Below are 26,417 nucleotides of genomic sequence, written 5' to 3'. Positions count from 1 at the left end.
GCCTCAACACAATAGTGTTGAGGCTTTTTCTATTTCAAAATACTTTAATCTTTAAAATTCTTAATCGCTATTATTCAACGTATTCTTCCGGATATAGAAAACTATTATATGGAAAACGAGTTACGTGAATATCACGTACTTTATCATAAACTAGCTTTCGGAATTCATCAAAATTTTCTTTTTGCAAAGCCGAAATAAAAATAGCATCACCATCTACACGTCCCATCCAAGTTTTTTTCCATTCATCTAAAGTGTAGTGCACTTCAGTTTTTTCAGTTATTAAATCATCTTCATCTATAACTTCAGGCTCATAGGCATCAATTTTATTAAAAACCATAATCACTGGTTTATCTGAAGCACCTATTTCATCAAGTGTTTTCCCAACCGATGCAATATGATCTTCAAAACTTTCGTGCGAGATATCTACAACGTGGAGTAATAAATCTGCTTCACGAACTTCGTCAAGAGTACCTTTAAATGAGTCTACTAATTGAGTAGGGAGCTTTCTAATAAAACCAACCGTATCGGTAAGTAAAAAAGGAAGGTTTCCTATTACCACTTTACGCACAGTAGTATCTAAAGTAGCAAATAGCTTATTCTCAGCAAATACATCACTTTTACTAATTACATTCATCAATGTTGATTTACCAACATTGGTATAACCTACTAAAGCAACTCTCACAAGTGCACCACGATTTCCGCGCTGCACTTCCATTTGCTTATCAATTTTTTTAATTTTTTGTTTTAATAAAGTAATTCGGTCACGAACAATACGTCTATCTGTCTCAATTTCCGTTTCACCAGGACCACGCATACCTATTCCCCCTTTTTGACGTTCTAGGTGAGTCCACATTCCTGCAAGTCGTGGAAGTAAGTATTCATATTGGGCCAATTCAACTTGCGTACGTGCGTAGCTTGTTTGAGCTCTTTGAGCAAAAATATCTAGAATAAGATTTGTTCTATCTATAATTTTACATTCTAGTATTTTTTCAATATTCTTTTGTTGAGCCGGTGAAAGTTCATCATCGAAAATTGCAGTTGTAATACCGTGTTGGGCAATATAAGCCTGAACTTCTTCCATTTTACCTTTCCCAATAAATGTTTTAGGATTAGGCGCAGTCATTTTTTGCACAAACCTTTTGTACACCTCTCCACCAGCGGTGTAGGCTAAAAACTCAAGTTCGTCAAGATATTCATTTGACTTATCCTCATTTTGTTGCTGAGTAACAAGACCAATTAATATCGTTCTTTCATATTCAATGTTAGCTTCTTCTATCATAATCTGATTTGAATTATAAAGGTACGAAACCCTTATAAACCTTATTTTGAAATTTGGAGCAAATTAACATATTACCTAATATATAAATAAACTTGCACCAATATTGATTTTGTATATTAGCCAATAATCTATCCTTAAAATTTTGGCTATGCCTGAAACTACTGCTTCTTGGATTAAATTTACTATTGCATTTTATAATGTAGAAAATCTATTTGACACAATAAATGATCCTAAAACGCACGATGATGATTTTACAAAAGAAGGCCGTTTACGTTGGGATAAAAACAAGTTTGATAAAAAAATTCGAAATTTAGGGGCAATAATAAAAAAAATAGGAAGTGAACAAACAAACCAACCACCTATAATTATAGGTCTAGCTGAAATTGAAAACGCAAGTGTATTAGAGGCATTAATATCCTCTAAATCCCTAAAGCAATACAACTACGGCTTTGTACATTTTGATTCTAAAGATGAAAGAGGTATTGATACTGCTTTACTTTACAGAAAAGAATTTTTAAAAATTGAATCTAAAAAGGCGCATCCCGTTGAGTTTATTGAAGAGGATGGAGAAAAAGATTTTACTAGAGATATACTTCAAGTAAGTGGTGAGATTGCTGGACAAAGGGTCAACATATTAGTAAATCATTGGCCTTCTAGAAGAGCTGGAGCTGAATTGACTGAACCTTCACGTTTAAAAGTTTCCAAAATTAACAAACAGATTATTTCAGAAATAAGAAGTAAAAACAACGATGCTAAAATTATTATTATGGGCGACTTCAATGATGATCCATTTAGCAAAAGTATTCAAGAACTAGTTTCTGAAAACTTATATAACCCAATGGAACTACTACACACAAGAGATCATGGAAGCTTAACTCACAAAGGAAATTGGAATTTATTTGATCAAATATTAGTATCTCAAAACTTTATCCAACAATACGGAAATGCCTTTAGATTTGATACTGCTGAAATATTCAATCTTAAATCTGTTCAGGTATTTGAAGGACCCTATAAAGGTCATCCATTTCGAACCTATGCAGGACCTAAATATTTAGGAGGAATTAGCGATCATTTTCCTGTTTTTTTAACATTTACAATAAAACCCTTAAATGTAGATAATTGACTAAAAATATGCAATGAACTAACGTTAAGGCTAAAATTACCCTATCAAAATAATAGGATTAACATTTTATTAAAAGCAGTGAAAATTTTAAGAAAAAACCCTACCTTTAAACCGAAATTAACAACCTTACATCTAAAATACACCTTTTGTGTATGCGACTGTATATATTTAATTAAATTTATTGACTAAATAACACCGAAAAAAAATCTTGATGAACCTACTATTACCCTTCGAAAATGTTAGCAAGTTCTACAACCTAGTTAAGTCTGGGCGTAATGCCATCGTATCTATGATGGTTTTTTTATGCGTAGGATTGAGCTATGGACAAACCACCACAACAGTTGTTTGTGCTGATGGAACTTTAAACACTACTTATTGTTATAGCGACAATGACAACACTACTTTTACATTTATAAGTGATACCGGTTTTCCATTAAGGCTTGTATTCAATGCCGGAACTGTAGAAAACAATTTTGACGAATTAATTGTCCTTGATACTGATGGTGTAACAAATTTAAATGCAGGTACTCCTTATGGTACTGCAGGACAATTAACAGGTATTACTTATGAATCTACTGGCGACACAATTACTATCGGTATTGACTCTGATGGTTCTACAAGTTGTGCTGATGGATTATTTATTCCTTGGAACTTTGATATCAACTGTTTAAGTTGTACAGCTCCAGACATCTCTTTCGTAAATGATGGTATGTGTGAAACAGGTCAACTCTATAGTATTGATGTTGTAATTGCAGACTTAGGAAGTAGCACTGCAATAACGGTTACTGATGACCAAGGTAGTGCGCCTCAAACAGCTACTGCTCCAGGAACACTTACTTTTGGAACATATGATCCAACTGCAGTAGTATCTTTTACAGTAGAAACTGGTGATTTAAACTGTGATTTTACCTCTGAAACTATTAGTTGTCAAGCAACAGGAAGCTGTGAAATACTTGACGCTGGTCCAGATGTAGCTTTGGATTGTGAAACTGAATGTATTGACTTAGCTGCAGACTACATTGCTATCCCAAATAGAGGAACAGAAGAATACCTTATTCAAGGACCGCTTTGTGACTTACCTCCTTTAACTGGTGGTACTCCAACCAACTTAACAATTGATGATAGATGGACAAATGCTATACCTTTAGACTTTACATTTAATTATTATGGTGTTGATTATAACGATATTGTAATAGGTGCAAATGGTCAAATAACATTTGACGTAGGATTAGCTGGTGGATTTAATGGATGGAATATAGATCCAGCAGATATGATTCCAAGTGCCGATGCTAGTTTCCCATTAAACACAATATTTGGTGCATTTCACGATTTAAACCCTGCAACAAACCCAGACCCAACTCGTATTAACTACTTTGTTACTGGTACAGCTCCTTATAGAATTTTTGTATTGAACTTTAATATGGTACCTCATTTTGGTGGTGCTTGTGCTGGTATTACCACAACACAACAAATACTTTTATACGAATCATTAAATGTTATTGATGTTAACTTAATTGACAAACCATCTTGTGATGGATGGAATGACGGTCTTGCAGCTTTAGGATTACAAGGAAATGACTTAACACAATTTAGTGTACCTGAAGATAGAAATGTAGGTGCTTGGTCAGCAACAAATGAAAACTGGAGATTTGTTCCTAATGGAGCTCCTATTAACTCAAGTACTTTTGAGTGGCGTGATGCTGCAGGTACTGTAATTGGTACTGATGCAATCTTAAACGTTTGTCCAACTACAACAACAACCTATACGGCTGCTTTAGTAGTTGAATTACCTGATGGATCATTTGAAGAATTTACTGATGATGTAGTAGTAACAAAAGAAACTGGATGTAGCTTCTTTGATTGTAACGACACTACTTTCAATGAAGACTTTGGAACTGGAACAGGTTTAGTAAGTGACCCAAATACAACATTAAATCTTTATGATGGTGTTGACCAAATAGGCGCAAATGAATATATTGTATCTAATACTTCAGCTGGATTAAACAATGGTTGGTTCCAAGACCTAGAAGACCATACAGAAGATGATACTAACGGAAGAATGATTTTCTTCAACCCATCTGAACTTCCTGCAGAAGCTGAACTTTATAGAAGAACTTTATCAGTTGAAGCTAATACTGAACATTTCTTTGGTTTTTGGATGACTACAGTATATGACACAGACACTAATATTTGTCCAGGTGGTGGAGATCCATCTAGAATAATTTACCGTGTTGAACAATTAGATGGTACACTTATAGAACAAGGAACTACTGAAGAAGTAGTAAACCAAAGTGACCCACAATGGTTACGCTTTTCACTTGGTTTTAACTCTGGTGCTAACACCGAAGTACAAATCGTATTTGTAAATGATATTTTTGTTGCTTGTGGAAATGACCTTGCAATTGATGATATATTTTTAGTTGCTGAAGGTGAAGCTCCAGTAATTATTGCTCCAGCTGATCTTGAAGAATGTAATGAAGGTGGTGGAACTGCAACATTCAACTTAGAAGAGACAATTACTGAATTATTAGATGGATTAGACGCAGCGGCTCACGTTATAACTTTCCATAATTCTCAAGAAGATGCTGATTCAGGAGATAACCCAATAGCAACTCCAACAGCTTATAATAATACAACAAATCCTGAAACGATTTTTGTAAGAGTAGAAAGGTTAGACCAACCTAATTGCTTTAGCACAACAAGTTTTAATTTAATTATTTTAGATCCTATAGTTGTTACTTCTGGACTACCTACTGAAGCTGAATTTTGTGCAAATGCAGACTTTACTGGACTTGATGCTACACCTACAAATGCAGGTGTTGATTTAAGCACTGTTACTTACGAATGGATGGATGCAACTGGCGCTGTAGTTTCTACAGATGCAATTTATGTTCCGACTACTACAGGAATACATACTGTTACAGTAACTGTTCCTCCTTGTAGTGTAGGTGTATTTACCGTTGATGTAATTGTTAATCCAGTACCTGATGTTGATTTAGGACCTGATGTTATTTTATGTAATAATGAATCATATGATATTATTCCTAATATTGTAGGAGATACTACAGGCGCTACTTTCGAATGGAGCACTGGTGCAACTGACACAACAATTACTGTTGAAGTAAGCGGTACTTATACATTAACAGTTACAACTGCTGATGGTTGTATTGTTACTGACGAAGTAACAGTTAATATTTCAGACCCTGTTACAGTAAATTTAGATCAAGATGATATTGAAGTTTGTCCTGATTTTGATACGACAATCACAGCAACAGCAAGTGAAGATGGTGTTACTTACCAATGGTTCAGAAATGACGAGATCTTAAGTGGAGAAACTAATAGCACTTATACTTTTAATTTACCAGCTGGTTCAACTACTCAAACTTATACTGTAGTAGTTACTAATGCAGATGGTTGTATGGGTGAAGCTTCAACAGTCGTTAATTTATACACAAACAATGAATTCTGTAGAATTTCAGAAGGTATATCTCCTAATGGTGATGGATTTAATGATTCTTTAGACCTTACGTTCTTAAACAACCGTACTGGTATAGAAAAATTACAAATTTTCAATAGATTAGGTAAAGTAGTTTATGAATTATCTAACTACACAAATCAATGGAGTGGTCAAACAGATGAAGGAGATGAGTTGCCAACAGGTACTTATTTCTATGTACTTATCTTAAATGGCGATGATCCTGTATTTGGACAAACACCTACTGGTTTTGTTTACTTAAATAGAGAAGCTAACTAATATTAATAAGAACTAGTACTTGTACTAGGCTTGACGGATTAAGTTATAAGAATTCACAGTTTTTGAATAAATAAAATGATCCTAAAACCACACTAGTAAAAAGAGCTCATTGACAAAATGATCGTCAATGAGACCTTTTTCAGAAAAACAAGGTGGTGGAATACAGATAAAATATAGTTGAGAGTAAACTAACAATTTTAAGGGAATTATTTAATTGTTTAATAATACACTCAACGTTTAAAAAACAACAACAAAAATAAATACCAATCTAATGAAAAAACAACTATCGCTATTATTAGTACTATTATGTATTGTACTGTGTACCGAAGGAGTAAATGCCCAGCAAGACCCGCAGTACACGCAATATATGTACAACATGAATGTTGTAAACCCGGCATATGCTGGTTCTAAAGAAAGTATTTCTTTCACAGCATTATACCGTAACCAATGGTCAGGGTTTGATGGAGCTCCAGTAACATATACGTTCTCAGCACATGGACCTGCTACTGATCGTGTAGGTTTAGGACTTTCTGCAATTAAAGACGAATTAGGACCTATTAGCGAAACTAATGTTTACGCAGATTTCTCATACACATTACCTTTAGGAGAAACTCTTAAATTAGCCTTAGGTTTAAAAGCGGGTGCTACGTTTCACGATGTAGGATTAGTAGACTTAGAACTTCAAGATGAAAATGACCCATTCTTCTCTCAGGATATCAATAGTACGTATCCTAACATTGGAGCTGGTGCATTTCTATATGGAGAGAACTTCTACTTAGGATTTTCTGTACCAAATATGTTAAACTCAGTTCATTTAGATGAAAACGGTATTCGTTATGGAAACGAAACTAATCACTACTTTGGTACCGCAGGTTATGTATTCCAAGTTTCAGAAAACTTTAAATTAAAGCCATCTGTAATGGTTAAGTCTGCATTCGATGCTCCAACATCGTTTGACGGAAACCTTAATGCATTATTTTATGAGAAATTTGAATTAGGAGTTTCTTACAGACTAGACGATTCATTTAGTGGACTTGTTGGATTTCAAGTATTACCAGAAGTTAGAATTGGATATGCTTATGATCACATTACATCAGACATAAATGTTGTTGCTAATGCATCTCACGAAATCATTCTAACGTTTGACCTATTCACTAAGAAACGTACTTTACGTTCACCTAGATACTTCTAATTAACAACAATTAATTTCATTACAAATGAAAAAAATATATACCATACTTCTACTTATTGCGGTGAGCACAACTATTGCCACTGCCCAGAATAGTAAAACTAAGAAAGCTGACAAATTGTATGATAGATTGGCATACACTGATGCAGCTGAAGCTTATCAAAAACTATTGAAAAAAGGTGACGGAGATTTGTACGTTTACGAACGTCTTGCAAATAGTTACTTTTTTATAAATGATACTAAAAAAGCAGCAACTTATTACAAACGTGTTGTTAAAGCTAAAAACCCTAACCCAGAAGCTGTTTTCAATTATGCGCAGTCATTAAAAGCAAACGGTAAATATGCTGAGTACAATACTCAAATGAAAGCATTTGCTGGATTAAAGCCGAACGATACGAGAGCAAAGGATTTTATGAAAAACCCTAACTATGTTCCTAAAATTATGGATGATGTAGCTCGTTACACAGCTACTAACATGGAAGACATAAACAGTAAATATGCTGATTTTGGTGGAATAGTTAGCGGTAAAGATTTCTACTTTGCTTCTGGACGAAATACAAAACGCAAAAAATACCAATGGAACGAAGAACCTTACTTAGACCTTTATAAGGCAACTAATGTAGGTGGAACAATCAAGAATCCTGAATTAGTAAAAGGAGATGTAAACACTAAATATCACGAATCAAATGCAGTTATTTCAGCAGATGGAAAACGCATGTATTTTGATCGTAATGACTACTTTGAAGGAGACTATGACAAAAGTGAAGATGGTGTAAACCAAATTAACTTATACTATGCTGAAATGATTGCTGGTAAAGGATGGTCAGCAATAGTATCTGCTCCATTTAATAGCGATGAATATTCAGTAGGTCACCCAGCATTAAGCCCTGACGGTAAAACACTTTACTTTGTAAGTGATATGCCAGGTGGTAAAGGTGGTTCAGATATTTATATGGCTCCTATTCAAACTGACGGAACTTTAGGTTCACCAAAACGTTTAGGAGACAATATCAACACCGAAGGAAAAGAAGTTTTTCCATATGTTGCTAGCGACGGAACACTATATTTTTCTTCAGACGGACACCAAGGAATTGGTGGACTTGATGTATTCTACGCTGAAGCATCTGGAAATGCATTTGGAGCAGTAAACAACCTAGGTTCTGGAGTGAATAGTGCAGCAGATGATTTCGCTTACAAATATGACCCAACTACTGAAGAAGGATATGTTTCTTCAAACAGAAAAGGTGGTAAAGGAAGTGATGATATCTACATGGTAAAAGCAATCGATATTCCTTGTGAAGTTACAATCGATGTACTTGTTGTAAACGAATATACTAAGAAGCCTATTTCTGGAGCACGTGTAGATTTATACGATGCTAACGAAAACAAGCTAGGAACTAAAACCTCTGATGCTAACGGAATGGTATCCTTCAAAGCTGAGTGTGATAAAGAACACGAAGTACAAGCAGTTTTAGCTGATTTTGAAAGTAACGCTACTACAGTAGCATCTGCAAACGACGAAAAAGTGAAGTCAACTATTACACTTCGCCCAATCGAAGAGATAATCGTAGAAGATAAAATCGTACTTAACCCAATTTTGTTCGACCTTGACAAGTCTAACATTAAGCCTCAGGCTGCATTTGAATTAGACAAAGTAGTTTCAGTAATGAAAAAGTATCCAAATATGGAAATAGCTATTGGATCTCACACAGATAGTAGAGCTACAGATTCATATAACTTAGCATTATCTGAGCGTCGTGCACAATCAACTCGTCAATACATTATTTCGAAAGGAATTAAAGAGAATAGATTGACTGCTCGTGGATATGGTGAAACTAGACCACGTGTAACTTGTGATGGAAAATGTACTGAAGAACAACACCAAAAGAACAGAAGATCTGAGTTTACTATAACTAAAAGATAGTCTAAATAAATAGCTTACCAACCAAAAGCTAGAACCCTCATTAAAATAGCACCGCTATTTTGTGAGGGTTTTTTGTATTTTATTATGACCTTTACTTCTGAAATATTAAAAGCCGAGAATAATGACTGATAAAATACAATGCCCTAATTGTGCTCATCAATTTGATGTAGAAGAAGCACTATCTGGAAAACTACAAGCACAATTCAAAGCCGAATACGAAAGAAAAGTTGCCGAACAAGCCGAAGTATTCAAAAAAGAAAAAGCAAAACTAGCTGAGACAATCAATCAAGAACGTGAAAAACTAGAAAAAGCTCAAACCGAGTTTGAAGCTAAAAAAGAACGTGAAAACGAATTGTTCAAAGAAAAACTAGAACAACGAATTATAGCTGAAAAAGAAAAAATTTCAAAATCCACAAAAGAAACTTTTGAGCAACAACTTAAGGCATTACAAGAAGAAAATGACAAACGAAAAGCAGAAAACAGACAATTAAAAACTGCTGAAATTGACTTGTTAAAACGTGAAAATGAATTAAAAGAAAAAGCCGAAGAACTACATCTAAATATTCAAAAAGAACTTTTAGAAAAGCAGAAAGAGATTGAAGATAAAGCGAGAGCGAAAGAAAAAGAAGCTAACCTGCTTAAAGAGCGTGAATACCAGAAACAATTAGACGATCAAAAAAAGCTTATCGATGAGATGAAACGAAAAGCGGAACAAGGATCAATGCAAATGCAAGGAGAAGTGCAAGAACTCGCTTTAGAGGAACTTTTATCTGCAACGTATCCATTTGATCGAATAGAAGAGGTAGGTAAAGGAATTAGGGGCGCAGACTGCATACAGCGCGTTGTAAATATTCGTCAACAAAATTGTGGTGCTATAGTTTACGAAAGTAAACGAACTAAAAACTTTGCAAACGACTGGATTGACAAATTAAAACAAGATCAAATTAAATGTAAGGCAGATATTGCAGTATTGGTAACCGAAACTTTTCCAAGCGATATGGATCGTTTTGGGGAGAAAGACGGTGTTTGGATTTGCGGATTTCACGAAGTTAAAAGTGTATCATTTGTATTACGAGAAATGTTACTTAAAACTCAATCTGTAAAATCCAGTGAGGAAAATAAAGGTGATAAAATGGAATTACTCTATACTTATTTAACAAGTAATGAGTTTGTACAGAACATTAAACGTATTGTAGAAAACTATGACGGAATGATCAATCAATTAAATTCTGAAAAGAAGGCAATGCACAAAATTTGGGCTTCCCGCGAGAAACAGATTTGGGTGGTGCAGGAAAATATCTCAGCACTCTTTGGCTCTATAAAAGGGATTGCTGGTAATGAGCTTGAAACTTCTTCGGTTTTGGAATTACCTGATACGGAGATTGATGATTAATCACAATTAGTATTGGTTTTAATATTTCCGAAGTTCTTAAAATTTCAGCATAAAAAAAGGCGCCCTTTACAGAGCGCCTTTTATATGTAATATATTAATTAGTTTGAACGAATCTCTATTTCATCAATTTCATAAGTTCCATCAATATCTGCATTTCCACCACCAATATATTTAAAAGCGATGTGACCAGTACCTTCTATACAGTCTAAGCTTACGTTTCCTGAAGGAAACCAATCTCCAAAGAAATCATCATCACCTACAATAAAAGCAGCTGGTAATTCACTCCAGTTTGCACTAGGGATATTTGCAGCAGTACCATCCCAATCTAATGAAATTAATACTTGCATTTCACTACCATCTGAGAAACTGTTAGATGATTGAAAACTGAATGTTTCACCTTCTTGCGCATCAAAATCAATTGCTGGTGTTACTAACCAACCTATTGAACTATCATCACCAGAATTAAAGGAACCCATTCTTGCTGAAATACCTAAAGATGCATTTGTACCAGTATCAGAATAAGCTTCCCAACTTTCTGTTCCTTCTTCAATAAAGTTTGTCCATCCATTTCCTGTAATTGGTGAGTTTTGAGCTTGAGTTTCAAAGAAATCAGTAAATAATACATTTGAACCTGTAGCTGTTGCAAGACCACAATCTACTTGCTCAGGATCACAACGCTCATCATTATCTAATGCAACTGTTGTTGGATCATTTACAGTTACATTAAATTCTTCTCCAAAAAAGTTCTTAGTTAATAGTCCATCTAATGTTCCACTACCTGCAGGTAATAATAAAGACTTATAATCTGCAAAAGTACTTGTGCTGAAAACAACTGTTTGACCAGATTCACAGCTTTCTAAAACACGTTCTCCGTCAAATTGATCTTCTGCGCCACCTGCATACGTTTGAGGATTATCTCCTAAAACTTGGCTCGCTTCAAACTGTACATTATTTAAACGAATGTATTGGTTTACGTTATCATCATTAAAATCTGAAAACGTTAATACTTTAGGTTCAATAGTTGCAACTTCAGGGTCTCTAATTAAATATTCCCCTAATAGTGCTTCTGGTATTTTTTCAGCTGAAGTACCATCTTGAATTCCTAAAGTAAGTACTCCATTAGAAAAACCTACTGTAAGTCCATCTAACTTAACATATGCTTTTCTTCCGAATTCTACATATGTAAATAATGGGCTAACATCTATTAAAACACGTACTCCTCTTGTAGGATTAGATGCTTTGTCTTGCATGATAATTTCTTCGAAGAAATTTCCAGCTTCGTCATTTGAAACAACATATCCTTCAATGAATAAATTAGACTCAGCATATGTTAATGTTTCATTTCCATTGTTGGCAATCTCTTGTTGTAATGCATTGTATAATGCATCGATAGTAATAACATCACCTTCAAGATTTGGAGCCTCAACTGCTGTGTTAGGAATGTCAAATTCATCATCCTGTACACACGAAACTACAAATGTAGCAGCAACAAACAGTGCAATTATTTTGTAAAAATTAAATGTTTTCATCGTTATTATATTTAAATTTTATTTTTTGATTAAAATCTTACGTACAAGTTAAGGTAGTACGTGGTACCGTATCCATAGAAGTATCTATTTGAGAACACTGCAGTTTCTCTATTAGATTCTTCAACTAATCCACGGTAGTCTCCTACTCTTGAATCTTCAAATCCTCCAGTTCTATAACGTGTATCAAACACATTATTAATAGTTGCAAAAAACCCTACATAGTAGTCATCTATTTTCCAAGATTTTCCACCTACAACATTTACTAATGAATAACTATCTAATTGTTCTTGCTGTAATAAATCCTGAGCAACTTCTGGATCGTAATCATTAAATATTTGTCCATCAACATCGGTTGCAAAATTATCATTACGACGTAATGAACTTACATCTACATACGCATTACTAAAGTAGTTTCCTGTTACACCTACCCACCAAAAATCTGGATCTCTGTATTCAAATCCTAATTGGTATGCGTTTTCTGGACCACCAGCAACGTGTATGTTTTTCAAATTAGTTGTTCCATCACCTAATTCTCTAAATGCATCAAAGTCATCACTAGTAAAATATTGGTCTGGGTTGTTAGTGTAAACATACTGTGCCATAGAAGCCGCACCTTTTAATTTAATCGTTGGTGTAACTTGTGCTTCAATACCAAACTCTGCCCCTGCACGTCTAGATTCAATTCCTGTTAATACTTCTTGTACAAAAGTTCCATCACCATCAGCATTTCTTACTGATTCAGTAAAGTAAAAATTGATGTCCGTTTGATCATTAACTTTATTATAAAAACCAGTTAACCTTGCTTTTACAATTGGCGAACGGAATATATAGCTTAAATCAAGATTCTGAATTTTCTCAGTTTCAAGATTACGAACAACATCATTATTTTGGCGAGAGTTGCTAAATGAGTTTCTAATACTTGGTGCTTTAGTTAAGTATCCTGCATTAATATCTATTAAGTGTCTACCTGTAACTTTATAAGTTGCACCACCTTTTATACCGTAGTTTGTAAAATCAAGTTTTTCACTTTCCCCAAAAGATCTATTATTCCCTTGAAAGTTTCCATTTTCGTACAAACCGTTACGCTGGTATGAAGTAGTTCCTCCGTTTACAGCTGCATAAAAATCTACTAAAGAGTATTTAAATTGTGCTTGAGCAAAACCAGAAATTGTTGTTGCATCTAATTCAAAGTTGTATTTGTAACGATCACCAACACCTACAATACGGTTTGGGTTACGCACATCACTCTGTACAAAACTGTCATCAGTTGTGGTTGCAGATCCATCACCAGACGCATCTTGAGAAAAAGTATCGATATCTAAATATCCATTTCCTCCTAAAAGGTCACTAACTTCAGCGTAATTTTCACTCTTTAAATTTCTAAAAGCTACATTAGCATTAAGCGCTATGTTTTCTGAAATTTGAGAGAATAAAATAGAGTTAAACTGGAATTGATTGTCCTTATTTACATCATTTTGTAAGATATAAGTGGAATTACGAGCGTTTCCGTCGTTATCAATATTTGCATCATAAATAGTATTCCAAGGAATCTGTCCATCAGCTACAAACTCTTCTCTAGCAAGATATGCTTGCTGATAGTTATAAGATGTAGGGTTATCAAAACGTAAAAAATAACTAGGTAGTCTTTGGTAATAGTTACCTGAAATATTACGCGCACCACCTGAGTAAAAATTTTGACCATCTAGAGTAGATAATAAACGTGTTCCGTTATTATCAATTCTACTATTTTTGATAGTTCCTGTTTGGTATCCTATGTTTGTATTTAAAGTTGTTTTCTCGTTAAGTGTCCAATAGTGGTTTAACATAAAAACAGGCTCTTCAATTTCACGAATACGGCTGTTGCGTATTTCTCCATCTTGGTAACCCCAGTTAGGATTGTATTGAATTCCTTTTAAATCACGTTGCTCTTCAGTAATCGCTGTAGAACGTCCACGACGGTTAGGCGTATAAAATGCTGTAAAGTTTAAACTGTGCTCGTCATTAATTTTTTTCTCTACTGAAGCAAAAAACGAGTTAGCGTCATATACTGTTCCTTCTTGGTAACCTTCATCACCATAACGACGAGCAACAGAAAATGAGTATGCCCATCCGTTCTGCATTAACCCGCTATTATAAGTTCCTATAATTCTACCTCTATAACTTCTGTTTGAAGATGCGTATGAAACACGTCCACCTTGACGGTATTGAGAAGCTCTCATCACAATGTTCGTTGTCCCTGCAACATCACCAAAAGTATAGTCATTAGCAGTTAAACCCATGGAGAATTCCCTATTACGCTGTACATCATTCAAGCCACCCCAGTTCCCCCATTGTGGGCGACCTGTAAATTGCTTGTTCATTTCAAGACCATTAATTAAAACTTTACCGTTAGCGTTATCAAGACCACGAGGTCTAAAAAACGTTGCGCTAAAATCAAAAGAAGCAGCATTTAAAAATGCATCTCTAGAAGCTTGTAAAAGTCCAGACACATTAAATGAAGTTCCATCATCGTCAGAAAGTTCATTATCACTTAAGCTTATTACTCCTATCTGAGCTTCGATATCAGTTAAATCAATTTCTAATAAAATAGGGTCTAGATTTAACGTTTTACCATTTTGAATAGTAATTGGAATACGTTGTGAGTTGTACCCCTCTTTTCTAACAAGAAGTACTTGTTCTCCTTGTGGAAGTTCCATACTCTCAATGTTAAAAAGTCCTTTTGCGTCAGTCATAGCCTCGTAAATACTAGCTTGAATTGTTATCGTTACATCTGGAACGACATCACTAGAGTTACTGTCCACGACTCTTCCCTTCACAACTGCATTTTGAGCTACAAGAAACCCTGTAGCGAAAAACAGTGCAAAGAAAGTACCTGTGAATTTTCTCATTCTGAAATTTTAAGTGTTTAAATTAATTAATTGTTATCAATCGCGAGCAAAGGTACTTTTTAATTGCGAATTATTTACTTTTGGCAAAACTTTTGTAATACAGTTTACAATAACTTAATATACTGAATAGATGAATTTTAAATCACCTCTTTTCTTCTTATTATTCTTCGCTTTTACATTAGTAAATGCACAACAAAAAAAAGAATATAAGGTTAACACAATTGCCTTTTATAACGTTGAAAACTTATTTGACACTGAAAACGACCCAATTACGTACGATGATGACCGCACACCAGACGGAAAAGATCATTGGACAGAAGAAATTTATGCTGCTAAAGTTAAAAACATGGCAAAAGTAATTTCTGAGATTGGTGCTGATGTTACAGGAACTACTCCTGCAATTATTGGTCTTTGCGAAACAGAAAACAGAAAAGTTCTAGAGGATCTTGTAAATCAAGAACCATTACTTAAAAAGGACTACGGCATCATTCAATTTGATTCCCCAGACAGACGTGGAATCGATGTTGCATTATTATATCAAAAACGCCTTTTCACACCTACAAACTATAAAGCACATGAACTCATTATATATGACAATGTAGAAACAACTAAACGCATTTTTACACGTGACCAACTTGTAGTTAGCGGAATGCTAGATGGTGAAAAAATGCACTTTATTGTAAATCACTGGCCATCTCGTAGTGGTGGAGAAGCACGCAGTCGCCAAAAACGTATTAGTGCAGCTAAATTAAATAAGCATATTATGGACTCCATTTTTGTAGATGAGCCATATGCTAAAATTATTACTATGGGAGATTTAAACGATGATCCTACTAGCCCGAGCGTTCGTGATGTATTAAAACCTAAAAGTGAACGTGACGGATTACAAATGAAACAACTTTACAACCCAATGGAGAATATGTTCAAGGAAGGTCTTGGAACTCTTGCTTGGAGAGATGGTTGGAATTTATTTGATCAAATGATTATATCAGCTGAGTTAACTAAAAAAGACTATTCAAGTTACCGCTTTTACAAAGCAGGAATTTATAACCCATCTTACCTAGCTAACCCAAGAGGTCAGTATAAAGGATACCCTTACCGTAGTTTTGGTAATGGCTCTTTCACTGGTGGTTATAGTGATCATTTCCCTGTTTTTGTTTACTTACTTAAGGAGAAAAATTAAATTTCAAATTAGTTTAAAAAAGCAAAGCTGAAATTTTCCGTTGGGAAGATTTCAGCTTTTTTTATACTATATTCCGAGGTTATTATTAAAAGGCCAAAGTGTAAATACAGTATTAGCAAATATTCAATTAATAAAATTTCGGATTAAAACCACTGTGCCCAAGGGATTCGGCTTAATAATAAAACCAATGCTATTGTATAGAATATAGCTAGTGTTTTAAACTTAGGCTGCGATGTCAGTTTCTTCTTATGTTTTGAATATCCTACCGTAATAAATACAATAGCTAAAATCATAACTGTAATGTGCTCAACGGCATATAAACGCAATAATGAATCCTTCATTACTACAGCCATCCCGTTATTCTTAATTGATTGAAATCCTAATGGTGAAACAAAATACAAGATTAAACCAATAAGCAATTGAATATGCGTTACAATCAATGCAAACAACGATAATCTAAAATCCTTATAACTGTATTCTTTTTTTGTAAAGTGCCCGTGTAGCGCGTTAATTGTTGCTAAAACAACCACAACTACCACTAAGTAAGCCCAATAAGAATGTATAAATTGAAGCGTATTATAAACCATAATCTAAATTTTAATTTGTTCTGTAAATGTACATATTTATGTATAAAAAATGCCGCCTTCAAGAAGAAGGCGGCATTCCTATATTATAGTTTCTAAGAATTAGAAGCTGTAACGCATACTTGCATTGTAAGTACGACCATTACCTACAGAGATACCAAAGTTATCTTGTCTAGAAACATAAGCTTCATTAGTTGCATTGTAAGCATTAGCTCTAAATGTCAATCTATTTCCACCAAAGTTAAACTTGTAAGTTAAACCTAAGTCTAATAAACCGTATCCGTCTAAACGATCAGCTTGAGTTCTTAAACCATTTTGAGCATTTTCAACAACATCATCTGCATCGATTTGAGCATATAAATCAGTATAAACGTTATAGTCACCATCAATACTTAAACCTTCACAAACGTTGATTACTAATCCAGCACCAAAAGATGTTTGTGGAGCACGACCAACTTTCACACCTGAAAGATCTAATGTATTATCATCTAGTGTGATAAACTCAAGAGTTTCGTTGTCTTGACGTGTGAAAGGAGTTTCACCATCAAATTCCCAGTTTCCAATTGAACCATATCCTTTTAATCTGTAGATATCGTGATCTGGACGGTATTCAAAATCAAATTCGAAACCTGTATGGATTTGAGTTACATCAGTAAAACGATCTGTGAAAAACACTTCATTTCCATCAATTGTAGTTTGTCCTCCAGTAGAAACAAAACGATTACCCCACTCAGTACGGTAAGCATCTAAGTTAATACGGATATTTCCTTTTTTGTAACGGTAACCAGCTTCAAAACCAACAATTTCTTCATTGTCAACATCTACAGAAGCTAAAGCGTTAGAGTTTCTAATATCTTGGAAGATATTATCTAAGAAAGGTTGTCTTGAGTAGTATCCTGCATTTGCAAAGAATGTACTTGCATCATTAATTGAATATCCAAGTCCACCTTTTAAGTTGTAACCAACTTTGCTAATTTTTTCAGATTCACCTAATCCATTAACACCATCAATTTCACTACCTGTGAAACGACCTGTTCTTTGAAATGACTGAGTTGAAACTGCTCCTTGAAAGAATGCAGAAAACGCATCATTTACATATTCAGCTTGTCCAAAACCACCAATGTAGTTGATGTTTTCACTGTAGTCATATTGAGTACGGTTTGCTTCGTCAGCAGTATTGAAAAGTGCTGACCATGGGTCTGCTTCATATTCTTCAGTAAAAGTATAGTCATCTGGACGATCAGTTCTAAAGTTATCTACAAAACCATTAAGACCTAATAAATCATTTACTTGACGGAAGTGATCTCCTTTATATAATCTACCATCTAAACCAACACTTAAATTCCAGTTTTCGTTAGCTTCATAGTTTAAGTTAGAAAGTAAACCATACCAGTTGTGGTTGTTTACAGAAGAACGACGGATGTAAGAATCTCCAAAGTTTCCATTTCCATTTGCATCTGCATTAGCGATGTTGTTTTCGCGAATTGTTTCAAAGTCAATTTCTTCATTAACTCCAGGTACTTCATCAAAACGAACTCTATTAGAACTACTTCCTAAACTTCCTGTTCCACCACCGCGGCCCCAAGAAGCATATACTACAGTAGAAAGGTCTGTTTTATCATTGATTTCGTAATCCCAGTTAAGGTTAGCAACAGGCTTATGGTAGTAGTTACGTCTTTCAGTATAACGCTCACCATCTAAAAATCCAGAGTTAGGGTTGTATTTTCCTCCAAAAGTTTCATAAACTTCAGGGTCTTGAGAAAAGTTTTGATCGTGGTATTGTGGAGCACCAGTAATCAAAAAGTTGAATTTACTTTTTTCACTTGCAACATAACCTACAGAAAACATATAGTTCTGTCCTTGTCCAGCAGTACCAATTGCGTACTTTCTGTGTGCTTGCCAGTGGTCTAACATTACTGAGAATGCCCATCCTTTTTCAGAAACACCTGAATCGTAAGCGATTGTTCCTTTTACATAGCTATCATTTCCACCTAATATACGGAAAGAACCACCTTGTTTTTTGTCAGTCGTTTTAGAAATAATGTTAACAGTACCACCTACAGAAGAGATAGCAAGTTTAGAAGCACCAAGTCCTCTTTGAACCTGTACTGCATTTGCAACATCACTCATACCTGACCAGTTAGACCAGTACATACGACCATCTTCTTGACCATTAATAGGCTGTCCATTTAATAAGAAAGCCGTGTTAGTATCATCAAAACCACGTAAGAAAACTTGGCTATCACCAAATCCACCACCTTGGTTTGCTACATATACAGAAGGTGTGTTTTTAAACGATTCTGTAAATTCAGCATTACCTGATACTTTAAGACGAATTTCTTCCTCTCTAATAGTAGATACAGCTACTGGTGTTTGACGACCTTCTGCAACTTGAATTACACCACTACCTGTGATAATTACCTCATCAAGTGAAGCAGCATCAGCAGTAAGAGCAACATTACCTAAGTTTGCAGCTCCGTTTTTTAGTTTATAATTTACTTTTCTTGTCGTAAATCCAACATAGCTAATGTTCAATGAACCACTATTGTTGTCTACTGTTAATTCGAAATTACCATCAAAATCAGTAATAACTCCGTTCGTAGTTCCATCTACAACTACGTTAGTTCCAGGCATAGGGCTTCCTAAATCTGAATCGATAATGGTTCCCATTACCTTGCCTTGCGCAAATGAGGTGGTAACACCTAGTACTGCGATAAATACAAAGAGTAAAAGTTTTTTCATTTGTTTGTTTTTATGAATTATTGCGCAAAAGTACGCATATTATATACTTTAATATCTCTCTTATGTTAAGAAAATGCTAAGTTATAATGATTCTAAAAATACAAGGAAAAAAACGCTAAATTAAAGATGATTTCAGGATGTTAATAACAACGTTATCAACATTTTACATATTATAAGTAATACAATCCAATTTTTCTTTTAGTGGTTGGATATTTTTGAAATAGTCCTCATGGTAGATTTGAGGTAGTGGTTTCGAAGCTGGTAAATCCTCTTTAAAAGGGTCAACTTGCTTACCATTCTTCCAAAAACGATAGCAAACATGTGGTCCTCCGGTATTTCCTGTCATACCTACCCAACCAATAACATCTCCTTGACGTACAAATTGGCCAACACGTACATTATATTTCTTCATATGTAAGTATTGTGTTTCGTAAGTGCTATTGTGTTTTATTTTTACATAAATACCATTACCTCCTCTGCGCTCTGCTTTAGTAACAGTACCATCTGCAGTAGCTAAAATTGGACTTCCTATGCTAGCAGCAAAATCTGTCCCTTTATGTGGACGTAATTTATATCCGTAATATTTTATTCTTCTATTTAGATTATATTTTGAAGATATGCGGCTAAATTTAACTGGTGCTTTTAAGAATGCTCTTCGTAAATTTTCTGCTTTTTCATCATAAAAATCTCTTGCTGGCAAACTATCGTTTTGATATTCAAAAGCATATAATGGAACACCTTTATGCTCAAAATAAGCCGCTTTAATTTCGTGAACTCCAGCGGGAATAGTATCGTTAATGAACTTTTCAGTATACACAATTTTAAAACGATCTCCTTTTGGAATTTTAAAGAAGTTAACTGTCCAAGCATATATATTAGCTAGTCTATCAGTCAATGCTGGGCTAAGATTATTCTCCTCCATTGTAAGGTATAAAGAACTTTCAATAATACCAGACGCTTCTCTTTCTACATATTTAATTTCACGCTGCTCATTATAAACGGAAAGACTATCTCTAAAATCAACTACAGCGTAATCTGTCTTATTTTTTTCGTAAATAAATACTTGTGTTTGTTTTAAACTGTCTTTTGAATTAAGTAATACATAGGGTTTACCTACAACCATTCTACGAACATCAAAACTATCTTTAAACTTTGTTGCTACAGCAAATATTTTATCATTACTAACACCACGTTCGTTTAAAATAGCTCCAAAGGTGTCACCAGATTGTACGGTATCTCTAATAACATCAAAGTCATTTAGGGTATATCCATATTCAGTTACTACTTGTTCAACTTCTACTATATCTTCAACCGAAGAGTCTTCGTCAACGGTATCAGTACATGAAAAAAATGAAACTATAATGAGGAGGGTAAATAATGTATATTTCAATGTAAAACTGCTGCTTTTAAATTAGATATTGGTTCCCCAATCTTTAAGTTCTTGTGCCGTCCAAACTTCTGGAAAAAATACACGGCGTTGATATTTAGGAAGCATATATTTAGTCCAGTCACTTCCTCCTGTAGCTTTTAGTTCATCACCTTCAACGGCAGCATCTCCTCCTATATAATATTTAGCAGCATGATAATGTGCCATTACCCAAGTAATATTCACGGTATAATCGTAATGTCTCATTGCTTCAATTAAGGCTGGATTTTCTTTTACTTCTTTAGGAAGTTCTTTAAATCTAGCATATAGATTTGTAGTGTTATACTCTTGCGTAAAATCTACGAACTCTGCTCTGTAACGTTCTTCAAATGAAGTTAACAAATATGATTTTTTACCTGTTTTAAAATCTTTTCCAGCTGCTTGCCAGTACAAATGATCTAGCGCGTGCTCATAAGGTGTATTCCTGTCGATATTATCTCTAAACCTAGCGTCAATTAAGTTAATTAAATCAGTTGAAGCAAATTCAATTTTTCTGTATTGAGCACTTTGAAACCCACTTGCAGGAGTTAAAGTCATTCTAAATTTCATGTATTGCTCACGATCCATCCCTTCACGCATAATATTGAAGGACGATGTTAACATATCAAAATACCTACTTACACGCATTAACTTTTGTGTAAAAAAAGCCGCTGTAAGATTGACACTTTTTGCTACTTGTTCAATTTCCCAAAGGATCATTTTAAACAATAATTCATTGACTTGATGATACATTATAAATACCATTTCATCTGGCAGTGTAGTACGTTGCACTTGAAGACTTAAAAGCGCATCGGTTTTAATGTAATCCCAATATGTAATTGGTTCACTATGAAGCAATCCTTCTAAATGCGTATCTAAATCCTGATCGATAGCACCAAATTTTTTTTCGAGTTGTTCTAAAAGTTTTTTAGTTGAAGGTTTTACATCCATGAGCTATTCTGCTATAATCTTAAATTGATGTTTGAGTCCTTTATATTCGGTTAACGAAGCTTTTAAAGAGCCAACCATTAAATCTGCCTTTATTAAAATTGGCATTTTATTTTTATCATCTGTCACCCAAACCGTTAAACTTTCCTCTTCTTTAAAGACACGACCAGATTCTACATAAGGTCTAAAGATTAATGTTGGAACTTTTCCAAAAGTAGTATTTAAGGTTTCCCTACCCAAGAATTTAAGTCGGAATTTATGTGTTCCTCTATCAAAAAACATATTCATATCAACCGTGTGCCCCACTTTCAAATTTTCAGTGTCTAGTTGATTACGTAGATAATAGAATGAACTCACCATATCCTGAGCATTATCAGGTAATAGAACTTCTTCCGAAGTTTTATGTTTATAGTTGTTTACAATTGCCTTTTGATTATCGTGATCAAAATCAATCATGATATCTTTCTTGTAACCGCCTTCATTAATTTTTCTAACAAAACGATAAGGAATATCTAATTCTCGGTCTACATACGATTGGTAATAATCTTCAACATTAAAAACCCATCGTGTCATTCCAGTAGTGTGGCCTTCTCCTTGAATGTGGTAAACTTCTTTACCATCAACCATTGCATTATCTACTTTTAAGGTGGCATAACCCGCAGTAATTAATCCATAGTGAACTCTAAATTTAAACCACTCGCCATCACCATAGGCCTGTTCCTGTGCTGAAATAGCAACTGAAATCAAGAGTAATAAAATTGTAAAATACTTTTTCATAATCATGTAATTTAAGGACTTTTTTATCCTTAAATACAATAGTTGTTCCATTTTGGAATTCCGAAATTTTAGATTTAATAAAGGATGATTATATCCATTTAAATTTAGCCGAAATATTCCGACATTAAAATTTCGGCTTTGCCATTTAGTGATCTTCTAACCAGCTTTTATAGTAATCTTCATCTGCGATTTTCATAGCTTCTTCAGTTACCATTAATGGTTTAAATGTGTCTACCATTACTGCTAATTCATCACTTCCTTTTTGCCCAATACTACGTTCTGCAGCACCTGGGTGGGGACCGTGAGGTATACCCGCTGGGTGTAATGAAATATGACCTGCGTCAATATCATTTCTACTCATAAAATCGCCATCTACATAGTATAACACCTCATCGCTATCAATATTGCTATGATTGTATGGCGCAGGTATACTTTGTGGATGATAATCGTATAAACGCGGGCAGAATGAGCATATTACAAATGTGTCTGTCTCGAAGGTTTGATGTACTGGTGGCGGTTGGTGGATTCGCCCTGTTATTGGTTCAAAATCGTGAATTGAAAATGCATACGGATAATTATAACCGTCATAACCTACCACATCAAATGGATGTGAAGCATAGACCATTTCAATAATTTCGTCTTTCTTTTTTACTTTTATCACGAAGTCTCCCAGTTCATCATGGGTTTCTAATTCGTAAGGCACACGTATATCGCGCTCACAAAAAGGAGAGTGCTCTAGGTGTTGACCAAACCAATTTCGGTAACGTTTAGGGGTATAAATTGGGCTTCTAGATTCTACAATAAACAATCTATTATCTTCCGTGTCAAAATCTATTTGATAAATCATTCCACGAGGAATTAATAAATAATCACCGTACTTGAAATCTAAATTTCCTAAATGAGTACGTAGTTTCCCTGTTCCTTTATGTACAAATAACAACTCGTCTGCATCTGTATTTTTATAAAAATAATCCTTAAGTGAATGTCGAGGTGCAGATAATATAATAGTACAATCACTATTTGTAAGAACTGCTTTTCTACTCTCTAAATAGTCATCAACTGGAGCTACTTGAAAACCTCTAAAACGATACGATTTAATATTGTTTTCTAAAGCAATTTTAGGAGCAACACTATATTGTTTTTTAATATCCTTAACCATTGTAGGCCTATGAACGTGATAACTGTTACTATACATTCCATCAAAACCAATAGTTCCAAAAAGCTGCTCGCTGTATAGCGTTCCATCTGGTTTTCTAAATTGTGTATGACGTTTGTGAGGGATGTCCCCTAATTTGTGATATCTAGGCATATTACATGTTTTAAACTACACAAATATCGGGAAAATTTGTGGCATTACTGCTGATTTTCAAAACCTAAAACCTGCTTTAACATACCATTCGCTAGCTGCTCTTTCTGGAGAATAGGCATATTTAATTTCTAAGGGGCCTAAAAATGTTTCAAGACCGTAACCAAAACCTATACCCGAATAATCAATACTGTCAATCCAAGAACTATCATCAAACAAATCCTCTCCTACGTTTGCAATATTTACAAAAAGATTTAAATGGTTTTTTTGTAGTATTTCGTAATCTATAATTAAACTAGATTTTAAATAAGTGTTACCTCTCAGACTTAATGGTTCGTAACCATAAAAGGGAATGATATTATTAATTTCTTTAAACCCATAACCACCTAGAAAAAAATCTAATGATTGTGTATTATTCCCTCCTATTTTAAAGCCTCCTTCAGTTGTAAGTAATGCTGAAAACTTATCTCCGAATTTTTTAGCATAGCCCGCACGTGCTCTTGCTATTGAAAAAGGCTCAAAGTCTTTATTTCTTCCTTCTGCAAAACCATAAAGACTAAAGTTTCCCTCAAATTGCATTCCTTCTTTTGGAAAGAAAACATTGTCAAATGTATCATACTTCAAATAACTGAAAGCACTATAATAATTTGTGCTCTCAAAAACAGTACGCGGTGAGTTATTTTCATCAATACCAATAGTTTCAGATAGGTATCGTAAATATTTATGTTCCGCACCAATACCTAATAGAAATGAACGCCTAAAAAGTGTTTCGGCATATAATCTATTTGTAAAATCGCTGTATTGTAGTTCAATCTCATTGAGTTGTAAAGATTCATCATTAACAACATCGTTAGCAATAAAATCAATTGCAATATCATTATCAAAAAAATAATAACTTGAGTTAAAACCTACACTCCAATAAAATCCTTTATCAATGTAATAATTAAAATTATAGCGAACATTATCACCCACAATAAAATCTAAAGAAGCAATATCGTTATTACTAAAAAGGCGTTTTCTTGTAACATTAATAAGCGCACCCGTTTTAAATAACGGATCATAATGAAGTCCTAACCTTAGTAGCATTCTCGAAGGACTTTCGCGCACATTAAAATTTATTATATAAGTACCATCTGTATCTTTTTTAAAACGATAGTCTATAGTTTCAAAATTACCAGTTGCAGAAAGGTTATTAACCCCTACACTAAAATCTTCATAAGATACAATTGCGGGAATTTTAAGCTTTAATTTTCCTAAAACGTAATCTTTAGTGTATTGTTTATTACCATTAACGGTAACTTCTTTAATAAAAATTTCATCTTCAAAATCAAATTTAACCAATGCTGGTTCTACATATTTCTGTCTGTTTGCAATTGCAACTAAATCTTTCATTACTTTTTGACCTGCAATGGCACCAGATTCAATTATTGATGCTCCTTCATCAAATGATACAATTGTATAGTCATTAATATCTGGATGAATATACACATCTGTAAAGTCCCGCTTTTCCATCATCTGCTTTACCGTGCTATAATTATTGATTTGTACCATCATATCTACGGCAGATTTAAGTTCTTTTCTATCTCTAAAATCATCCTGCACATCTACTCCAATAATAATATCTACTCCTTTAGCTTTCAACTCTTCAATAGGATAATTATTTATCACACCTCCATCAATTAATATATCTCCATTAATTACTACTGGACTAAATAAGGACGGCAGTGCACCACTTGCAGAAATAGCTTTAGGCAAATAGCCTTTTTCAAGCATCACTTGTTCGCCATTTTCGGCATTTGTTGCTATACAGAAAAAAGGAATAGGTAATTTGCTAAAATCATCTATAGTGCTAACATGTGAAGTCAATCTTGAAAATAAATTATAAAGATTTTGTCCTTTTGATAATCCTGAAGGAAAAGCAATTTCAAATTTGTCGAAAGGCAAGGTTAAAGCATATTTCTCTGCTTCATCTTTTTCGTAAAAGGTTTTCGCTTTTCTTGGAACTTCATCTTGGATTAGCTTGTCAAAATCTACTTTTCTAAATATTGAGTCTAATTGCTTTGCAGAATATCCAGATGCATACAAGCCTCCAACAATAGCTCCCATACTTGTTCCGGCTATATAATCAATGCGAACACCCGCATCCTCAATAGCTTCTAAAACACCTATATGAGCTAAACCCTTAGCACCGCCACCACTTAAAACTACACCCACTTTCAAATCCTCATTCTCCTGCTCTTGAGAAAAAGCTGAAGTGAGAATAAGTGTAATTAATATAAAGAGAAGTTTTTTCAATGGTGAGTTTTAAAGTTAGTTAAATAATCTATTTACATACAAAAGAACTATTAAGCATTGCTTTATGGCACGTTCAATTAACAAACTCTAAAGACATC

16 protein-coding genes are annotated in these 26,417 nt (G+C 34.2%); 6 read left to right on the top strand and 10 right to left on the bottom strand.

The features are described 5' to 3' along the window. Positions 1-70: 70 nt before the first annotated feature. A complete protein-coding gene (gene hflX / locus GBH57_RS04685) occupies positions 71-1,279 on the bottom strand; it encodes a GTPase HflX (RefSeq protein WP_151672888.1) in 1,209 nt (402 codons plus the stop codon). A gap of 148 nt (positions 1,280-1,427) precedes the next feature. Between hflX and GBH57_RS04680 the strand changes: the two genes are divergently transcribed. From GBH57_RS04680 to GBH57_RS04660, 5 genes are all read left to right on the top strand, one after another. Next, positions 1,428-2,402: an endonuclease/exonuclease/phosphatase family protein gene (locus GBH57_RS04680; protein ID WP_151672887.1), complete on the top strand. Its 975-nt coding sequence runs from the start codon at positions 1,428-1,430 to the stop codon at positions 2,400-2,402. 211 nt (positions 2,403-2,613) lie between these two features. After that, complete coding sequence (locus tag GBH57_RS04675; protein WP_151672886.1) at positions 2,614-6,156, top strand: T9SS type B sorting domain-containing protein; 3,543 nt, start codon at positions 2,614-2,616, stop codon at positions 6,154-6,156. 271 nt (positions 6,157-6,427) lie between these two features. After that, positions 6,428-7,348 (top strand): PorP/SprF family type IX secretion system membrane protein, encoded by a 921-nt coding sequence (locus GBH57_RS04670; protein WP_151672885.1) that lies wholly within the window; start codon positions 6,428-6,430, stop codon positions 7,346-7,348. A 25-nt stretch (positions 7,349-7,373) separates the two neighbouring features. Then, on the top strand, positions 7,374-9,269 hold the full coding sequence (locus tag GBH57_RS04665; RefSeq protein WP_151672884.1) for an OmpA family protein: 1,896 nt from the start codon (positions 7,374-7,376) through the stop codon (positions 9,267-9,269). A gap of 121 nt (positions 9,270-9,390) precedes the next feature. Continuing rightward, positions 9,391-10,662, top strand: a complete 1,272-nt coding sequence (locus GBH57_RS04660; protein WP_151672883.1) for a DUF2130 domain-containing protein — start codon at positions 9,391-9,393, stop codon at positions 10,660-10,662. 98 nt (positions 10,663-10,760) lie between these two features. Here the strand turns inward: GBH57_RS04660 and GBH57_RS04655 are convergent, their stop codons facing one another. Both GBH57_RS04655 and GBH57_RS04650 read right to left on the bottom strand, forming a co-directional pair. Next, positions 10,761-12,191, bottom strand: coding sequence for a DUF5689 domain-containing protein (locus tag GBH57_RS04655; RefSeq protein WP_151672882.1), 1,431 nt, complete (start codon positions 12,189-12,191; stop codon positions 10,761-10,763). Positions 12,192-12,220: 29 nt separating this feature from the next. Beyond that, a complete protein-coding gene (locus GBH57_RS04650; protein ID WP_151672881.1) occupies positions 12,221-15,079 on the bottom strand; it encodes a TonB-dependent receptor in 2,859 nt (952 codons plus the stop codon). Between the two features lie 130 nt (positions 15,080-15,209). Between GBH57_RS04650 and GBH57_RS04645 the strand changes: the two genes are divergently transcribed. Next, on the top strand, positions 15,210-16,262 hold the full coding sequence (locus GBH57_RS04645; RefSeq protein ID WP_151672880.1) for an endonuclease/exonuclease/phosphatase family protein: 1,053 nt from the start codon (positions 15,210-15,212) through the stop codon (positions 16,260-16,262). Positions 16,263-16,405: 143 nt separating this feature from the next. Here GBH57_RS04645 and GBH57_RS04640 read toward each other — a convergent pair whose 3' ends face one another. From GBH57_RS04640 to GBH57_RS04610, 7 genes are all read right to left on the bottom strand, one after another. Next, on the bottom strand, positions 16,406-16,849 hold the full coding sequence (locus GBH57_RS04640) for a hypothetical protein (protein WP_151672879.1): 444 nt from the start codon (positions 16,847-16,849) through the stop codon (positions 16,406-16,408). Between the two features lie 99 nt (positions 16,850-16,948). After that, positions 16,949-19,588 carry a TonB-dependent receptor gene (locus GBH57_RS04635; protein WP_151672878.1) on the bottom strand — a complete coding sequence of 880 codons (2,640 nt, stop codon included), beginning with the start codon at positions 19,586-19,588 and terminating at the stop codon, positions 16,949-16,951. A gap of 163 nt (positions 19,589-19,751) precedes the next feature. Then, entirely contained in the window at positions 19,752-20,978 is a 1,227-nt protein-coding gene (locus GBH57_RS04630) for a M23 family metallopeptidase (protein WP_151672877.1), read from the bottom strand. A 21-nt stretch (positions 20,979-20,999) separates the two neighbouring features. Then, positions 21,000-21,944 (bottom strand): tryptophan 2,3-dioxygenase family protein, encoded by a 945-nt coding sequence (locus tag GBH57_RS04625; RefSeq protein WP_151672876.1) that lies wholly within the window; start codon positions 21,942-21,944, stop codon positions 21,000-21,002. 3 nt (positions 21,945-21,947) lie between these two features. Beyond that, a complete protein-coding gene (locus tag GBH57_RS04620) occupies positions 21,948-22,718 on the bottom strand; it encodes a DUF3108 domain-containing protein (RefSeq protein ID WP_151672875.1) in 771 nt (256 codons plus the stop codon). A gap of 145 nt (positions 22,719-22,863) precedes the next feature. Next, a complete protein-coding gene (locus tag GBH57_RS04615) occupies positions 22,864-24,027 on the bottom strand; it encodes a homogentisate 1,2-dioxygenase (RefSeq protein WP_151672874.1) in 1,164 nt (387 codons plus the stop codon). A 57-nt stretch (positions 24,028-24,084) separates the two neighbouring features. Further along, positions 24,085-26,319, bottom strand: coding sequence for a patatin-like phospholipase family protein (locus GBH57_RS04610; protein WP_151672873.1), 2,235 nt, complete (start codon positions 26,317-26,319; stop codon positions 24,085-24,087). Between the last annotated feature and the right edge of the window lie 98 nt (positions 26,320-26,417).

The organism is Patiriisocius marinus (assembly GCF_008974325.1).
GTDB lineage: Bacteria > Bacteroidota > Bacteroidia > Flavobacteriales > Flavobacteriaceae > Patiriisocius > Patiriisocius marinus.
This window is presented reverse-complemented; position numbering and strand designations above follow the sequence as displayed.

What these genes read in the sequence shown, in the direction of transcription:
- GBH57_RS04615 (WP_151672874.1), bottom strand. Translation starts at nt 24,027, where the DNA reads ATGCCTAGATATCACAAATTAGGGGACATCCCTCACAAACGTCATACA.
- GBH57_RS04670 (WP_151672885.1), top strand. Translation starts at nt 6,428, where the DNA reads ATGAAAAAACAACTATCGCTATTATTAGTACTATTATGTATTGTACTG.
- GBH57_RS04665 (WP_151672884.1), top strand. Translation starts at nt 7,374, where the DNA reads ATGAAAAAAATATATACCATACTTCTACTTATTGCGGTGAGCACAACT.
- GBH57_RS04620 (WP_151672875.1), bottom strand. Translation starts at nt 22,718, where the DNA reads ATGAAAAAGTATTTTACAATTTTATTACTCTTGATTTCAGTTGCTATT.
- GBH57_RS04650 (WP_151672881.1), bottom strand. Translation starts at nt 15,079, where the DNA reads ATGAGAAAATTCACAGGTACTTTCTTTGCACTGTTTTTCGCTACAGGG.
- GBH57_RS04625 (WP_151672876.1), bottom strand. Translation starts at nt 21,944, where the DNA reads ATGGATGTAAAACCTTCAACTAAAAAACTTTTAGAACAACTCGAAAAA.
- GBH57_RS04675 (WP_151672886.1), top strand. Translation starts at nt 2,614, where the DNA reads ATGAACCTACTATTACCCTTCGAAAATGTTAGCAAGTTCTACAACCTA.
- hflX (WP_151672888.1), bottom strand. Translation starts at nt 1,279, where the DNA reads ATGATAGAAGAAGCTAACATTGAATATGAAAGAACGATATTAATTGGT.
- GBH57_RS04660 (WP_151672883.1), top strand. Translation starts at nt 9,391, where the DNA reads ATGACTGATAAAATACAATGCCCTAATTGTGCTCATCAATTTGATGTA.
- GBH57_RS04635 (WP_151672878.1), bottom strand. Translation starts at nt 19,588, where the DNA reads ATGAAAAAACTTTTACTCTTTGTATTTATCGCAGTACTAGGTGTTACC.
- GBH57_RS04680 (WP_151672887.1), top strand. Translation starts at nt 1,428, where the DNA reads ATGCCTGAAACTACTGCTTCTTGGATTAAATTTACTATTGCATTTTAT.
- GBH57_RS04640 (WP_151672879.1), bottom strand. Translation starts at nt 16,849, where the DNA reads ATGGTTTATAATACGCTTCAATTTATACATTCTTATTGGGCTTACTTA.
- GBH57_RS04655 (WP_151672882.1), bottom strand. Translation starts at nt 12,191, where the DNA reads ATGAAAACATTTAATTTTTACAAAATAATTGCACTGTTTGTTGCTGCT.
- GBH57_RS04645 (WP_151672880.1), top strand. Translation starts at nt 15,210, where the DNA reads ATGAATTTTAAATCACCTCTTTTCTTCTTATTATTCTTCGCTTTTACA.